The organism is Pseudomonas sp. NCHU5216 (assembly GCF_052156495.1).
GTDB lineage: Bacteria > Pseudomonadota > Gammaproteobacteria > Pseudomonadales > Pseudomonadaceae > Aquipseudomonas.
In genome coordinates this window covers 194,052-209,003 of the sequence record NZ_JBQLIX010000002.1, presented here as the reverse complement: position 1 = coordinate 209,003, position 14,952 = coordinate 194,052, and the positions used below count along the sequence as shown (strand labels likewise).

Sequence of the window (14,952 nt, the reverse complement as noted above, 5' to 3'; positions counted from 1 at the left end):
GCATGAAACTCAAGAACATAGTCCTTGCGGTATCCATTGCGGCTGGTTTGATCGGCTGCCAAAGCACCTTCGAGTTCACCAACGAACAGAAGAACGCGCCACTTCGGCCGGACGTGAAGGAGAAGATGCAGGCTCTTCGAGGCAATACCTATGTGCGAGAAATCCGCACTGAGGATGTTGCGAAAAGCCGACCTATCTTCAAGAGCGGGCCGGGGTTGGTCCTTCGCGAGGTCTTGGCAGATGCCTTGCCTGGCTACGCAATCATCCCTAAAGGCCGAACGGATCTGAATCAATCCGTCGACGTAATGGCAAGCGGTATGAGCGTTGCTGACTTCATCGAGTATGTTGAAGGCACTCTCGACCTCGACATCAAGATCACGGGAAACCGGATCATCGTCAGCAACTTCGAAACTCGAGAGTGGAACCTTGCCGCTTTCGCATCGACCCGGAACGTGAACAACGTCATCGCCTCGACTCAAACAAGAGGTGCAAGGGCTGGTGAAGCAGACGAGGGTGCGACCGACGCGAGTACAGGCGTCTCAACCGGTAACGTCGTCGGTTTTACTCTCTCGGAAGATGAGTGGCTGAAGATCCTCGAGGGCTCCCGGAAAATTCTCGGTGTAGAGGATGAGGTTGCTCCAGGACTAACTGCGAATGCCGCACTGTCTGCGATGGGTATGCCGAATGTCGCGGCCTCCCAGTACGTCCCGAATCAAGGCGCTGGCCTGAACTTCGATGGTGCCAATGGCGCCGGATTTGCCCCCGATCTGGAAGTTGCAGAAGCAAAGCCATACATCGAGGGTATCCGCTCGGTAGGTATCGTTACTGCCGGCGGAAAACCGTCGAAGATGAAGGTGCTTGATCGCTATCTGAAGCGAGCAATTGCTGAATCGACCAAGGTGGTCAACGTCCAAGTCGAGGCTTATGACGTCTTGCTGAACGACGGCAAGCAGAAGGGTATCGACTGGAACTTGCTTGTTAATTCGACGGTGAATGGCAACCCGCTGGGTCTCAACTTCTTCAATACCAGCCCATCCAGCGACGATCCTTTCTGGAACGTGAAAGGCACCTATCAGTCGGATCAGGTAACGGCGACGGCACTGGTTCGATTCCTGGAGAACTACGGTCGTGTTGAGTTGAAGGATCAACCGAACCTGACTGTTCGCAATGGTGTGCCTGCGCAAATCTACGCCGGCGAGGAACTGACCTACATCGTCGACGTTGAGCAAACGCAGGACGTTAACGGTAACGCGACAGTTACTCCGAAACTGGGTCGCTTGAAAGTGGGTGTGACTCTCAGCCTGACCGTCCGCGTTCTCGACAATGACCAATTGCTCATTGATGTCTGGCCGGTGATCTCCAATCTCAATGAAGCTGACACCATCATGATTGGTGACTACTCCTTCGAGACGCCTCGTGTGAACTTGAAAGAGTTCAGTACTCAACTGGTCGCATCCTCCGGCCAGTCTGTTCACATGGGCGGACTGATCACTAAGCGCATGAATGAAGCGCTGCGTCAGCTCCCGTGGCAGAACCTGGTAAGCAAGGCAGTGTTGAACCCTCTCACCCAAGGCATCAACAACTCGCTCGAGCGCCGCGAGCTTGTTCTGGTCGTGACTCCGACCCTGGTTGAAGGGGTGTTCTGATGGCTCGCCAGTTGCTGCTCAACGTTCCTGTTGAGGTAAATGGGAAGGAAGTCATCTTCGTCCGTGACTCGGTCGGTTCGAAGGTGCTCTCCACCGTCAGTGAAGGTGATGTCTACACCATCATCGAACCAGCGGGTGCTGACGGTCGCCCTCCCATCTATATCGACGAGAACGTTCTGGAAGGTTTCCGTGAGAACTATCCAGGCTTGCCCGTCTATGGGCTCTGGCAGACCCTTTTCGCGAATGGAAAGGTTGCGCTTGGCGAGCAGCTGACAATCTTCCGTACCGGCGCTCACTCAGGTCATTACCTCCTGATGGAGGCCGGCACAGATTATGGAAACCCGGCAAACATCCAGACGTCGTCAGAATTCATTGGCGGATTCCTGAGTGACGTACATGACGATTACGACCTGGATAGTGCGGTACAGGTTGTTGTCGATCTTGATGACTTGGAACTGCCTGATACGCCGGCTCAAACCCGCGCTGATATGGCTGACAGGCGGCGCCACGAGCAGACCAAGCGTTGGTATGCCGTTGGTGTTATCTGCCTGGTGCTGGCGTTTGCCGCAGCAGCGTTCAACTACGCCATGTACTCAGTTCACAAGATGAACATGGCTGAGTATGGCGCGAAAAAGATCCAGGTTGATGAGCTTGGAGAGCGGATATCAGCGCTGCTAATGGAGCGCCTCGAAACACGCCCTGATGACAGTGTCGTGCTCCGACGTATCGATGATCTGCTGACATATGAACCAGATCTCTCTACTCCTGAATCCGCTTCTAAAGCGAATAGTTTCGTGGCTGAGCATATTTTCCAAACCAGGCCCGGGTATCGCTTGGATCTGTCTCTGAAAGTTCCAGGTGTAACTGCAGAGCTATTACCTTCGATGGCTTACCAACTGACCCTAACTGGTGATCAGGAGGTGCAAAATTAATCTCTTCAATCCGACAAAAGCTACTCGGGGCTTTGCTAGATCGCGACGTCAGCGTGAGCGGTTCAGTAAACCCATGTACGCAGTCATGGTTCTAACGCTGGCCTTGGCCATTAAGGGCACCGTCTATCTCAGTGATATGAGGGTGCTACCAGCCGACTATGACCAAATCGATCGAACGCTTACTGACCTCCGTCGGGATGTTGAGCAAATCAACAAGCTTGAGGTTCTCCCAAAGCTTGAGGCCTCTTGGAGGACAGCGTCCGCTATAGCAACGCTTTCAGGGGTGTCATTCACGCCCTTCGATGCAGCTCCTGATGCAGAGCCTGAACGTAGCTACTCGGGCCCACTCAGGCATTGGAACGCACAACTCGAAGGTGAGCCTCGCATTGTGCTTTCCATCGCCCGTGCGATTCAGACCCGGGTACCAACTTTCCTCTACGACTACGCCATTTCTGGCGGTGTCATGAAGCTCAATATCACAGTGGTAGGCACCTGAATGATGAACCGTCTGATCAAACTATCCGTACTTGCTATCGCAGTTGTTGTTGCGGCTCCAACCATTGCATCCCCGGCCTTAAACAACGAGGACGATCAGGTCCGCTCGCGGAATCAGCAGCTTGAAAGCATGCGGTTCAAACGCGACCAGCTGAAGCTGCAAGCCGAGATGGCAACGTCCGTCAAGCAGATGATCGATGCCGGGCAACTGGTTGATGAGAACGGCCAACCCTTGGGTGTAGAAAGTTTCCAGCAACTTGGTATTGAAGTCAGAGAGCGCGCAGCCAAGGCGGGTCCGGATGACTCCAACCCATTTGCATCTGCCCAGCAACAACTCAACAGCGGCATGCCGTTCTCGTTTGAGCAGCCGTCGACACAGTCGTCTTCGGCGCCGGCCTTCAACGCCCAGTCGCCGAAGAAGAGTCCCTCAAAAGGCTCAGTGGAGTTCCCAAACTCGATCAGGCTCATCGAGGTGAGGGCAGATTCCGTTGTCGTGAAGTCAGGTGGATCTGATCGCGTCCTTAGGATTGGCGACAAGATCAATGATCTGACTCTCATCCGCTTCGACGCCTCCCGTGCATACATGAAAGGCCCGTCCGGGACTGAGGTTCTCAGTATCGACTGGTCGCGTTCGTCTCGCTGATACAGGTGTCTCCTATGAGCAGTGCAGTCGTACAACGGCAAAAGCGCATTCTTGAAGTCCTCGTACGCCATAAAGCTATTACCAAGGCCCAGGCAGACAGCATGTCGCCGTGTGAGTCCATTGAAAGCGTGATCCAAGACATTGGACGGCTCGCAAACAATGAAAGCGCAGTGGTCGCGGCTGTTGGAGAGGCTATACGGCTTCCAGTCTTCAAAGGTGTTGATGAGGGTCGTGACTGTCATCTTTCCGATGGTGAAGCACAGTTCGCCATCTATGACGGAGTGATGTTTACGCCGAACCCTCTGGACCAGAAGGTGGTTAGTGCTGCCAACGCCTTTGCACTCAAGAATGGGCTACCTAGCCCAAGTGGTGTTGGCGTAATCGGTTCCCAGCAGCTTGAGGCGCTTCGAAATGTTGGGGCAGAAGCTGATCACGTTGAATCTAGCGATAGCGAGCACCAGAAGGAGATCTCGAAGAAGCTCGTTACTGATCTGGTGAAAAATGCAGCTGCACGCGGTGTCACAGATATTCATCTAGTGCCAAGTCAGCAAATCGACCAAATCCAGGTTCGCTATCGCATTGACGGCCGACTCAGAAACGTCAGGCAATACAAGGATTCTCTCCAGGAATCTGTCGCACGGGTAATCATCGACACTTTTGCAGGCAAACCATACGACGGTACGCAGCCTCAAGACGCGAATTTCAATTTTGATGTTTCATCGTCCAAGACTATCGAGCTTCGTGTTAGCACCCTGCCTGTAAGCGCACTGAATGGTCGCTCGCAGAAAATTGTCATTCGCTTGCTCGGCAACGACCAAACGCTGGTCAGCTTACCTGCATTGGGTATGACTCAAGAAAACACTGAGCTGATGAACTGGTTTGGAGCATTGCCCGCTGGCTTGGTGCTGGTGACCGGGCCTACAGGTTCCGGCAAAACGACGACGCTTTCGGCGACCTTGGATGCGAGCTATCGGAACGACCCTGACCGAAGCTTTCAAACGGCTCAAGATCCTATTGAGTTTCGCCATGAGGGGATGGGCCACACCGAGGTTTCTGAGCATCTTACTTTTGCGACGGTACTCCGCGCATTTCTCCGACAAGATCCCGATGTGATTCTCGTCGGCGAAATGCGAGACCAGGAGACTGCAGAGCTGGCGTACAACGCGACGATGACTGGCCACTTGGTCTTCTCGACCCTGCACACCAGTAGCAGTCATCAGACCATCGATCGTCTTATAACGATGGGTGTTCCTCGCGACATTATCGCGACCTATACGACAGCGATCGTTGCGCAGCGACTCGTGGCAAAACTTTGTAAGCACTGCAGGAAGCCTCATCGCCTGACCGACGATGCTAAGCGCTACGCCATTTACTCCGGCAACGCTGCCTTTGCGGGCACAACTGACCCAGTCGTCTACCAGGCCAATCCGGATGGATGTGAGCATTGCAGAACCGGTTTTGGCGGGATGAAGGGGCGCATCGGTGTCGTGGAGATCTTGCTGGTAACGCCAGATATTCAGGACGCAATGCTTCTCGGGACGCCTGGCCGAGTACTACGCCGCCAAGGTCTTGCATCGGGCTCATTCCGGGACATGTGGGATGACGGACTCCGTTTGGTGAAGGAGGGGATCACGACACTGGAAGAACTCGAAAAGACACTCGACCCCTATCTGACGGACCGGACCCAATCTGCTGGTGGATCGTCCGCCGGTAAACCAACCGCCAACACACATACCCCACTTGTTCCTCAACTGTAAGGAAGGACTGCATGAACGCTACAACACGCAATATTCGTTCGATGAAATCTGCCGGCGCTCAGCGCGGTTTCACCATGGTGGAACTGGCGTTTGTGCTCGTGGTGATTGGTATCCTGGCCTGGACCCTGCTCCCCAGCCTGAAGAAGCAACGGGACGATGCTAACTACGGTGCGGCGGCCACTCAAATCGAGAAAGAGTTCGTGGGCGCTATTGGTCGGGCGGTAGCCCGCCAGAACAAGTGTGACGCGACGACGGTCACCAAAGCCAAACTCCTCGAACGCGGCCTGCAAACCAACACCCCTTGGGGGACAACCTGGTCTGTGTCCTCTGTTACCGGCGGGATTGTCACCGTCAACTATGTGGTCGACCCGACCGACTCCAACGCAGCTTCTGACTTGGCAGCTCGCCTCTCGGACAATGGCAACGTCGCATCTGCGACTGCGAGCGGCACCACAAGTGTGAACATCGGCTTCCGCTGCAACTAACTAGGACGCATCACCATGGCTTACTGGCAGATCAGCTACTTCGACGAGTCGGGTTATGTGCGCAAGCTCCCGTCGCTAAAGGCTGAAAGCAGAGAGCAGGCAATCCAGCTCAGCGGCCTGTCGAAACGCACTATTGACCAGGTGCGTGTCGACTACTTCGGTGGCATCAAGGCGGCGTTGCTGGATCGGAAGTTCCCGGTAGTAGACCAGGTGGTGATGCTCTCCTCGATCTGTTCAAAGATCGAATCCGGCTGGCCTGCCAGCCGGGCGATTGAGGAATCCGTTCCCTACGCCAGGATCGGTATTACCAAGGCGCAGATGGATATCTGCGAGAAGCCGAAAGACTATTTCACGCTGCTGCGCTTCAGCGATACGGTCGTGATGCTCGCTGAAACCGGTGACAAAACAGGCAAGCTTTCGCAGTCGTTGGAGCGAGCCTCCAGGACAATGCTGGAGAAACTGGAAGCAGAGGCTGAATACCGCAAGACCCTCATCAAAGGTCTTGCCTACACCGGCCTTGGCCTCGGCTTCATCGTTCTTGTTCCGTACATTGGTGGAACAACGCTCACTGACTTTATTGAGGTCCAACGTCTCCCGCTCACGCTGAACACCACAAGCCACATCATGCTGGCGCTGTCGGACTTCTACCATGCCTATGGTATTCCGACGTTAGCAATTCTCGGCGGGCTATACGCGACCCGGGACAGGTACTGGGATGCGGTGAAAAACAGCTGGCCGATACTGCACATCAACGAGCAGCTGAAGATCACACGGGCGATCAACTTCGTCTCTAACTACCAGATCCTTTCTTTCAGTGGATTCAGCAACCAGCAAGCTTTCCAGTTCCTGCAGGAGCGCAGTTCTGGGCGTACTCAGAAACTGTTCCTCCAGGCACTCGAACGCACTCGTGAAGGCGGAGCCTTGTCATCGAGTCTCGACCATGAAGATTGGCCAGAGTTGATGAAGCAGAACTTGAAGGGGTTTGAGGATGCGAACCTGAAAGACAGGGAGAAAATCCTTTCAAACCTGCTTAAGGCTTTGAAGATTCACTACGGTCAGGCTTCGTCAAAGGTCAGCCGTATGGCCAGTGTATTCGGTTTTGCTGCTATGACCGTCGCTATCATTCTAATGTCCGTTGGCTTCTACTTGCCTCTAGTCGGTATGAGCCAAGGCATCCGGGGTTACTGATGATGCGCTCACGGTCACAAGCGGGTTTCACAATGGTGGAGCTCGCATTTGTCGTGCTGCTCGTTTGCTTTCTAGCCGCCTTGGTTGGGATTGCCGTCCAGGACACGCTTCAAGCGACTAGGGTGAACTCCTCGATAGAGAAGGCAAGAACGATTCTGCGTGCGTGCGACGTTGCTCGACGTAAGGTCCTCACCACCACGGTCGCCAATGGTGTAGCTACACACACTTACCCGACGATGCCTACCTGGTCGTCCACCCAGGAGCTCCAGAATAAGCTAACCGCAAACTACCAACTTCCCGCTAAAAACGATCTTGGGACTGACTTCCTAGTGAAGTTTGATGCGGCCCGGTGCTACGTCGCAGTTGATTTGCCATTCCTAGAAGACGGGTACGGAGGGATGGAGACGCAAACGGTAAATGGAAAGACCAGGGTTATCGTGACCACTTCCCGCAAAGGAGCGACAGGTGCTGACTGGGTCAGCGGGCAAAAGAAGTTCCTACATCTTGAAGATACACGCTAGCCCCAGGACATCCCTCTCTATTTCCCCAGTTGGGGTTTGAAACACCATTGATGCTAGGAGACGGCAAGGTGAATAACTCGCTTGCGAGGCAATCGGCTGCGGAAGTAAACCCGCTCACTGCGACTAACCTGATGCTGTCGGAAAAGGTCCTAGCCCTTGAGGACAACTTCGGTATCTCCTCTGCAATTGCCCCGCCGGCGGCTTGGGCTGATCTATTCCAACGCCTCCTGGGTGATCGGAAGGGTAAGCCGACAAAGTCGGTGAACTTCACTGAGTCATTTGAAGGGAATAGGTACCGCTGCATCCTTGCGAACACGATGCAGGGATACTGCATCACGATGCGGAAGCTGCTCACGCAGATACCGCGGGTTGCGGAAGACCTAAGGCTGCCCTGGGATGTAATCAGGCCTTTGCTACTCGAGCCTGGGCTAACTCTGTTCGCTGGGCAGATGGGTTCGGGTAAGTCGACCACCATGACGGCATCGATCGAAGCGCTGGAGGCATCCATTCGTGGCCCATTGGGAATCGTGGAAGATCCAGTTGAGATCATTCATCCAGACCCAACGGTTATCCAGCGTCAGGTGGGTGAGCAGACTGATAACTTTGCTGAGGCAATTCGGGATTTCATGCGGCAGTACCGTCTGACCATCATGGTAGGGGAAATCCGAGATCCGGAAACAGCTGAGGCGGCAATCATCGCCGCGTCGAGTGGACACAGAGTCGTCGGTACCATTCACTCTGAGAGCGCGCCAGACGCGATAGTCCGGATGAAGACTCTGCTTGATCCCAAGTTCGAAAGGATTCTGCCGCATGTTCTGTCCGGGATTTGGTGGCAGCACTTGGTGCGCTTTGGTGATGCTAAGCGTGCGCCCTTGGCGGTCTACGAGTCATTGCTCTGCACTCAAGTCGTCAGAGACATCATCGAAGAGAACAAGCTGGTAATGCTTCCTGCCCAGATGAAGCAACAAGGACGTAAGAGCATGGCTGAGGTAGCGGCTGACCATGTACAGAATCGGAAGGCTACGCCGGCGGAAATGCGGCAGTGGCTTAACGCTCGTGGTCGAATCGATATCTAGCGAAGAACGGGCTGCGTTACGCGGCAGGGAAGAAAAAATCTCTAGGGGCCATCCGCTTTGCGGGTGGCCCCTAGTTGGTTTGAGGGAGGCGAATCTGCTGAGGGTTCATCTGCGGGTAGAGCGAGAGCTGCTCAGGCGTGTTGGGGCGGGCGAAGAGGTATCCCTGGGCCAGAGGAATCGACATTTGCCTGGCTACCTCAAGGTCAGCCTCAGTCTCAATACCTTCTAGTACGACTTGTTTTCGGTGCAGCCTGCAAAGCTTCAACAGCTGCTCAACCTCGGAGCGAACGCGCGCGGAGGTGTGCAACTCGAGCATAGTTTCGCGTGAGAGCTTGCATCCAGCTACTGCATCGCTGAGAAGTAGGCTCTTCTTGGCGTATCCGTCTCGGATATCGTCTATAAGCACTGTGATTGCGCGCATCTTGAGTGCATCCAGACGCTGTGCAAGCAGGCCGGCATCAACATCTGCCGTCTCAGTGATTTCGAATGAGATTCGGCCCAGTGTCCTGCTGCCAATGAGAGCGCGAACTGCCTCGGTCAAGAATTCAGGATCGGCAATAGACAACTGGCTGGTGTTGACCCAGACGTTGAGCGCCGGCCTTGCCCTTGCCAGGTGAATCACTTCATTGAGCACCCAGCGATCGATGGCCACGATTGAGCCATTCGCTTCTGCTTTCTCGACCAGTCCGATCGGGCCGCGGGTGACACCGTCCTTGGTGATCCGCAACAACGACTCAAATGCCACGGCTGAGGTGGGGCCTCGAGCGATGTCGATAACAGGCTGATAGGCCAAAGAGAGCGTGCAGGGCTCTGATGTATTACTTGGCCATTGAACGGCTTCGGAGTTTCTCGAGGGAGTCATGGTGGCGCCAATAGGTCGTTGTCCATACCTAAATAGTGCGTAGTGACTGCCCTATATTTGCGGCTTGTACTGAGAACTTAATCGCGCTGGTGGCACAGATTTCGGGCGTTAGGCTGTATCCATCGAATATGGAGAGCGCCAACGTGAACATTATTCCTGAACTCGCAAGCATGACTGACGGCACGCTGATTCTGACGTCGACCGAGCGTGTAGCCCGGCGCTTGAAGCAGAGTGCGGCCTTACTGCAGGCAGCTGCTGGCCAGAAGGCTTGGTTTACCAAAGGGAAAATCCAAACGATCACTTCCTGGATCGAGAGCACTTGGCTGGCGCTGATGCCTGATGAGCAGCTGCTGTTCCCCGTTCAGGAGCTGGCTATGGTCAAAAGCGTCATCGATCAGTCAGGCCTGCTGCCTGCGAACATGATCTCCTCGACGAGCGCCGCTCGACGTGTTGGCCAGGCGTACTCCTCTGTCTATAAGTACGAGATCCCAATTGATCGTGAGCGCTTCGCCTTCAGGGCTGAGTACGAGGCTTTCTTCCAGTGGAAGGGGCTACTCGACGCTGCCTGCGCGGCGAAGCAGTGCGTTTTCCGCGCTCATCTTCCCGGCCTGCTGTTGAAGGCTATCCAGGCCGGTGAGGTCGTCGTTCCAGAGACGATTGCTATCGTCGGTATGACCAAACTGAATCCGGCTGAGGAAGCAGTGTTCCGCGCTCTCGAGGCGGCCGGATGCACGTTGCGCATCGTTTCTACTGTTGGCGAGAAGGCGACACCGACCCTAGTTCGCGCGCATAACTCCGCTGCTGAGTTTGCTGAGGTCGCGCAGTGGGTGAGTAAGCAGCTCAAGCCTTACGTGGAAACGCCTCTAGCTGCTCCACAGCTGGCGATTCTGGTGCCCGACATCCGCACCTACCAGGCTCCGCTACTGGATGCTCTGAGCCTGCATGCCAGCCCAGGCTCATTGCTCCCTTCAGGCCCCGGTGGTGAATCTCGGGCACCGTGGGATATCTCTAGCGGGGAATCTTTGGGTTCCAGGCCGGTGATTCGTTCTGCAATGGACATCCTCTCGATCACTCCGAGTGAGGCTGACCCTGAAGCCTTCAGCCGCGTTTTGCGTTCTCAGTGGATTGCGGGCGAGGTGACTGAGTCCTCAAGCCGGGCGATGGTTGACGTGTGGCTCCGTGACAACATGGGCATGAACATGAGCGGTACGGACTTTCTGCGCGCCATTGGCGCCTACAAAGGCGATGCCGTACCTGATTTCCGTAAGCGTTATGCCGGATACCTCGAAGCACTCATGTCCGGCGAGATGAATCGCTATCCATCTGAGTGGGCGGATCAGTTCAACCAGTCGTTGATCGCCATGGGGTGGCCTGGTGAGCGCGAGGTCGACAGTGCGACATTCCAGACCCTGAAGGCCTGGGATGAGGCCCTGATGCTGTTCCGTACGCTCGATGCCCAACTCGGTACCGTTCAGTACGAGCGCGCCTACATGTGGCTGCGTGAGATTGTGGACACCCGTCAGTTCCAGCCGCGTATCGCTCATGTCGCCCCGGTATCGATCCTTGGCTACGAGGATGCCATTGGGCTGAACTTCGACGCCGTGTGGGTGGTAGGTGCTGCTAACACTGTACTTCCATCCCGAATGGAGCCATCTCCATTCATTCCAGTCGAGCTGCAGGTCGCGGCCGGTATCTTGGAGGCTTCGAGTGATGGTGCACTGGAACATGCGCAGGTCGTGACGAGCTCTTTGCTCAGTGTGAGTGACAAGGTCACCGTCTCTTGTGCCCACCATAACGAGAAGGGTGCTGCTATTGGCGCAAGTGAGTTGTTCGGTAGTTGGCCGGCGCCGACTGAACGACCGGCATCTAAGGGCGACTTCCTTGATCAGTTGCTTGGGGGCTTGAACCGTGCCGTCTTCGCAGAGGAGGAGGTACCGGCGGTGACAGCTGATGAATTGAGCACTCTGAAGGGCGGCGTACAGATCTTCAAAGACTTCGCAGAGGAACCATTCTTTGCGTTTGCACGAAATCGCCTGGGTGCCACGCCGTTCCCGGAGCCCGTTGTGGGGCTTGATCCACGTATCCAGGGAACTATGGTGCACCTGGTGCTTGAGCTCTTCTGGCGAGAGGTCAAAACCTCTTGGAACCTGAAGTCCTTTGGCCAGGAGGACCTTTACTCACTGGTAGCGAGCAAGGTTGCGGAGGCATCCGAGAAATTGCTGAACAAACTCGGATGGCGCTACGGCCAGCGTCTGATTGTACTGGAGCAACGCCGGCTGTCCTCGCTGTGTGTCGAATGGCTGGAGCTGGAGAAACAGCGCACCCTGGAATTCGAGGTTATTGCCTTTGAAGAGCCTTTCGACATCACGATTGGTGAGGTTGCCCTTACCGTGAAGATGGACCGGCGAGACCGGGTATATCTGGATGCTGATCGAACCGAATACCGCGAAATTGTGCATGACTACAAGACGGGCAGTTCGATGCGGATGACTAGCCTCAATGCCACGAGCATGACTGAGCCCCAGCTGCCTATTTACGCTACCCAGCCCGACTATGAAGCCAAGGGTATCAAGCCGATCTCAGGTATCTCTCTCGCGCAGGTGAACCTGAAGTCGCTTGGCTTCCATGTCCGTAGTGATTTCACAGCAGCTCTGCTACCAGGAGAGAAAACCAACTCAGATGCTGTGAATACTGAGGAGAAGTGGGCGGCCCAATGCGAAGCATGGGATAAGCAACTGCACGAAATGAGCGAAGATTTCATGGCAGGTGTAGCTGACCTGGTTCAGTCCGGCAAAGCGCTGCCCATGGGATACGAGTATCTTGCCCCACTTGCACGATAGTCTGCAGACAGACTGGGCGATTGCTGTGAGAGAATCGCCCTGACTTTCCAGAGGAATGACGATGTTCGTGTACCTAGCAATTGCTGCTGTTGCCTTCATTCTGGGAACCGGAGTGTCCAACTATGAGCTTTGGGGTGGTTGGACCTGGTGGCAAGGCTTGGTGTGCGGCGGGGTAATTGGCTTTGTATGGCACGCAAACAGGCTTGCTGCTGCAGTGCTAGGGTTCATCGGATTCCTTTCTCTCCCCCTGATCTTGATCGGAGTTGGTGACGCCGGGTTACCTAATGCATCCAGATCGTTTTTTAACGGGATGTCGATGGCATTGCCCCTTGGTTATGCCGTTGGCGCCTGGTGGACCTGGGATGTATTCCGGCCGAAGCTTTTGCTGCTGGCTGAAGCCCAGAACGTAGGGTGGCTTGTACGCATGCTGGGCGGCAGGTAGGGCTTGGCCGGCGGGGCTTCTCTAGTTCGTGCCGGCCTGGTCTAGATGTTCGCCAACATAAGCGATTACCAGGCGGTCATCGAGGACATCGAAATAGAGGCGCATACCCTCTACGGGGCCCCATCCATTGGCGATGCGAAGCCGGTACTCGAAGAAGCGACTTTCCCCGCGATACATGAACTCCCGCTGGGCTCTCATCCGCACGTCGCGTTGCACAGTGAGAGACTCCTTTGCAGCGAACCCCCCAGCAAAAAGCTGAATGCCTAAGGCACCCATTGCTTCGCCAGAACGCACACCGTCCAGGTACTCGAAGACAAGTCTCCCCAGCATCTCGAAGAGTCGGTCTGGTTCTTTGAAATTTGCGCTGTCTTTCGCGGTCTTCCAGGCACTGTCGAGAATCTCGACACGATCGGGCGCGATCAATTGGAAGTACCGAAGGATCTGCACAGGGGTGAGCGGCAGGCCACGGGTTTTTCTGCATACCAAATCAACAAGCTCTTCATCCGCCGAGCCTGCAGGACCGCGAGTCTGAAGGCCTGAGTTGAGGCTCATCAACCGATGATTTTCAGCCCGGGCCAGCTTGAGGTCAGTTTCAAGCTTCGCGTTCGCTTCAAGAAGCTCGACTTCAAGATCACTCCGAGAGTCGCCGCTGGACTCTCGATCTGGTTGAGGCTGGTCGGCTGGTGCAGCCGGTTGAGGGCGCTTGCTCTCGACTATGTCGACAGCAACCCGCTTGAACTCCTCAGCCTGCTTTCGGAAAACATCCATCTGATCAAGCCTGTGGTTCAACAGTTGCACCTGCGCCTTGGTCAACTCAGTCGCTCGCTGACTCAGGACTCCAAGCTCAGCGTATCCTGCTGCTGAAGGCGCTGCGGCGAGTTCCGCGATACGCTGCTGAACCTGCGACAGCAAGCTTTCGATATGCTCATCTGTTTCCTCGGTGAACACACTTTCGAGGAATGTGAGCGTGGCCTGATTGTACGTGCGAGCGGCTGCAAGCACCTCATGGTTCACCATCGCAACTTTCTCAGGTGGTGCAAACTGAGCATGTAACTCCAGCCTAGCCAGTGAGGTTGCGTCTGGTTCCATGCTTCGTACCAGTTCAAGTGCGTCCTGCCAGAAAATGACCCCTTCCTCACAGACGGCCGATATTGCCCTCGAGAAACCGCCTTCTGGGCTAGAGGAGAGCAGGAATGCTTGTGTGGACTCTAGATAAAAGTCTGCGTAGTCGGTTGCGTTTTGGTATCTGAGGGTTGAACACGCCGCTGGGATATCTGAAGCCAAAACCAATGCAACTTCAGGATCACTTCCATAAAGGGGCGATTGAGGGTCGAGACCTGATAGCTCATTTGCACCAGTGAGAAGACCGGCCAGGTGGTATATCTCTTGGATTCGCGATCTGCTTGCTATCAGACTTTCTCGTATAAGAAAGACCGGAATGCTCATGACAAGGTGGTGCAACACCAGGTCCACCATCAGCTCAGTGCTGCTGTCCATGACACCATCTGCAGCGTCAAGAACGGCGTGCAGCTCTAGAGCTACCTTCGCCATGTGCTGGCTGAATCCGCCAAAAAGGAACATTTCTGCTATCTGGGGGATGCACCCCTCAATTCGTCTGTACAGATCGATCGCAGATACCGTTGCCACGTCATGTTGGATACGGTTATAGGCGTCGTCTCCTATGATGCTGCGGATCTTCTCGGGTAGAGACGATTCGGGAAGGATTTCGCTGTATCGGACAGGGCCTAAGCTTTCCTCCAGCGCCTGCCTTCGCCCTTTGTGAAGGAGCATGGTCGATAGGAACTGACCAATAGGCATCAGTTTCTGCTGGCTTCGGGAATGGCCTTCGAAGCGGACACCGGTGCTAAGAAGCTCAGAGTGAATCTGGCACATGGCTTCACGTGAGCCATACCAAGCCGCCCAGGCGACATCACCAGTAGCAGGTGACCAATAGCTGAATGGTGTCCTGCTGATAACTTCCAGGACCTCATGATTCAGGCGCCTGTTTCGATGAGTGCGAGCCTTTCCTGTTGTGTGCTTCATGATCCTTTCTCCACGTGGGCCC

Annotated in this window: 12 protein-coding genes; 10 read left to right on the top strand and 2 right to left on the bottom strand. The window is 55.1% G+C overall.

Going from position 1 to position 14,952, the window contains the following annotated elements; genetic code table 11:
* Positions 1 to 2 precede the first annotated feature (2 nt).
* From ACSVIK_RS02730 to ACSVIK_RS02695, 8 genes are all read left to right on the top strand, one after another.
* Positions 3 to 1,646 (top strand): type II secretion system protein GspD, encoded by a 1,644-nt coding sequence (locus ACSVIK_RS02730; protein WP_442442845.1) that lies wholly within the window; start codon positions 3 to 5, stop codon positions 1,644 to 1,646.
* On the top strand, positions 1,646 to 2,578 hold the full coding sequence (locus ACSVIK_RS02725; protein WP_442442844.1) for a hypothetical protein: 933 nt from the start codon (positions 1,646 to 1,648) through the stop codon (positions 2,576 to 2,578). Before ACSVIK_RS02730 ends, ACSVIK_RS02725 begins: the two co-directional genes overlap by 1 nt.
* Before the next feature lie 73 nt (positions 2,579 to 2,651).
* Positions 2,652 to 3,074: a hypothetical protein gene (locus ACSVIK_RS02720; protein ID WP_442442843.1), complete on the top strand. Its 423-nt coding sequence runs from the start codon at positions 2,652 to 2,654 to the stop codon at positions 3,072 to 3,074.
* 3 nt (positions 3,075 to 3,077) lie between these two features.
* Complete coding sequence (locus ACSVIK_RS02715) at positions 3,078 to 3,716, top strand: hypothetical protein (RefSeq protein ID WP_442442842.1); 639 nt, start codon at positions 3,078 to 3,080, stop codon at positions 3,714 to 3,716.
* A gap of 14 nt (positions 3,717 to 3,730) precedes the next feature.
* Positions 3,731 to 5,473 (top strand): GspE/PulE family protein, encoded by a 1,743-nt coding sequence (locus tag ACSVIK_RS02710; RefSeq protein WP_442442841.1) that lies wholly within the window; start codon positions 3,731 to 3,733, stop codon positions 5,471 to 5,473.
* A gap of 11 nt (positions 5,474 to 5,484) precedes the next feature.
* Positions 5,485 to 5,958: a type II secretion system protein gene (locus ACSVIK_RS02705; protein WP_442442840.1), complete on the top strand. Its 474-nt coding sequence runs from the start codon at positions 5,485 to 5,487 to the stop codon at positions 5,956 to 5,958.
* Between the two features lie 15 nt (positions 5,959 to 5,973).
* A complete protein-coding gene (locus tag ACSVIK_RS02700; protein ID WP_442442839.1) occupies positions 5,974 to 7,146 on the top strand; it encodes a type II secretion system F family protein in 1,173 nt (390 codons plus the stop codon).
* A 589-nt stretch (positions 7,147 to 7,735) separates the two neighbouring features.
* Positions 7,736 to 8,743 carry an ATPase, T2SS/T4P/T4SS family gene (locus ACSVIK_RS02695; protein WP_442442838.1) on the top strand — a complete coding sequence of 336 codons (1,008 nt, stop codon included), beginning with the start codon at positions 7,736 to 7,738 and terminating at the stop codon, positions 8,741 to 8,743.
* A gap of 70 nt (positions 8,744 to 8,813) precedes the next feature.
* On the opposite strand, the gene ACSVIK_RS02690 is transcribed toward ACSVIK_RS02695, so the two are convergent.
* Positions 8,814 to 9,605 carry an EAL domain-containing protein gene (locus tag ACSVIK_RS02690; protein WP_442442837.1) on the bottom strand — a complete coding sequence of 264 codons (792 nt, stop codon included), beginning with the start codon at positions 9,603 to 9,605 and terminating at the stop codon, positions 8,814 to 8,816.
* Between the two features lie 143 nt (positions 9,606 to 9,748).
* On the opposite strand from ACSVIK_RS02690, the gene ACSVIK_RS02685 reads away from it, so the two are divergent.
* Entirely contained in the window at positions 9,749 to 12,445 is a 2,697-nt protein-coding gene (locus ACSVIK_RS02685) for a PD-(D/E)XK nuclease family protein (protein ID WP_442442836.1), read from the top strand.
* A gap of 61 nt (positions 12,446 to 12,506) precedes the next feature.
* The gene (locus tag ACSVIK_RS02680; RefSeq protein ID WP_442442835.1) at positions 12,507 to 12,887 is read left to right on the top strand and encodes a hypothetical protein; all 381 of its coding nucleotides are present in this window, start codon (positions 12,507 to 12,509) and stop codon (positions 12,885 to 12,887) included.
* 21 nt (positions 12,888 to 12,908) lie between these two features.
* Here the strand turns inward: ACSVIK_RS02680 and ACSVIK_RS02675 are convergent, their stop codons facing one another.
* The gene (locus ACSVIK_RS02675; protein WP_442442834.1) at positions 12,909 to 14,930 is read right to left on the bottom strand and encodes a hypothetical protein; all 2,022 of its coding nucleotides are present in this window, start codon (positions 14,928 to 14,930) and stop codon (positions 12,909 to 12,911) included.
* Positions 14,931 to 14,952: the final 22 nt, after the last annotated feature.

What these genes read in the sequence shown, in the direction of transcription:
- ACSVIK_RS02710 (WP_442442841.1), top strand. Translation starts at nt 3,731, where the DNA reads ATGAGCAGTGCAGTCGTACAACGGCAAAAGCGCATTCTTGAAGTCCTC.
- ACSVIK_RS02730 (WP_442442845.1), top strand. Translation starts at nt 3, where the DNA reads ATGAAACTCAAGAACATAGTCCTTGCGGTATCCATTGCGGCTGGTTTG.
- ACSVIK_RS02690 (WP_442442837.1), bottom strand. Translation starts at nt 9,605, where the DNA reads ATGACTCCCTCGAGAAACTCCGAAGCCGTTCAATGGCCAAGTAATACA.
- ACSVIK_RS02705 (WP_442442840.1), top strand. Translation starts at nt 5,485, where the DNA reads ATGAACGCTACAACACGCAATATTCGTTCGATGAAATCTGCCGGCGCT.
- ACSVIK_RS02675 (WP_442442834.1), bottom strand. Translation starts at nt 14,930, where the DNA reads ATGAAGCACACAACAGGAAAGGCTCGCACTCATCGAAACAGGCGCCTG.
- ACSVIK_RS02680 (WP_442442835.1), top strand. Translation starts at nt 12,507, where the DNA reads ATGTTCGTGTACCTAGCAATTGCTGCTGTTGCCTTCATTCTGGGAACC.
- ACSVIK_RS02720 (WP_442442843.1), top strand. Translation starts at nt 2,652, where the DNA reads ATGTACGCAGTCATGGTTCTAACGCTGGCCTTGGCCATTAAGGGCACC.
- ACSVIK_RS02715 (WP_442442842.1), top strand. Translation starts at nt 3,078, where the DNA reads ATGAACCGTCTGATCAAACTATCCGTACTTGCTATCGCAGTTGTTGTT.
- ACSVIK_RS02700 (WP_442442839.1), top strand. Translation starts at nt 5,974, where the DNA reads ATGGCTTACTGGCAGATCAGCTACTTCGACGAGTCGGGTTATGTGCGC.
- ACSVIK_RS02725 (WP_442442844.1), top strand. Translation starts at nt 1,646, where the DNA reads ATGGCTCGCCAGTTGCTGCTCAACGTTCCTGTTGAGGTAAATGGGAAG.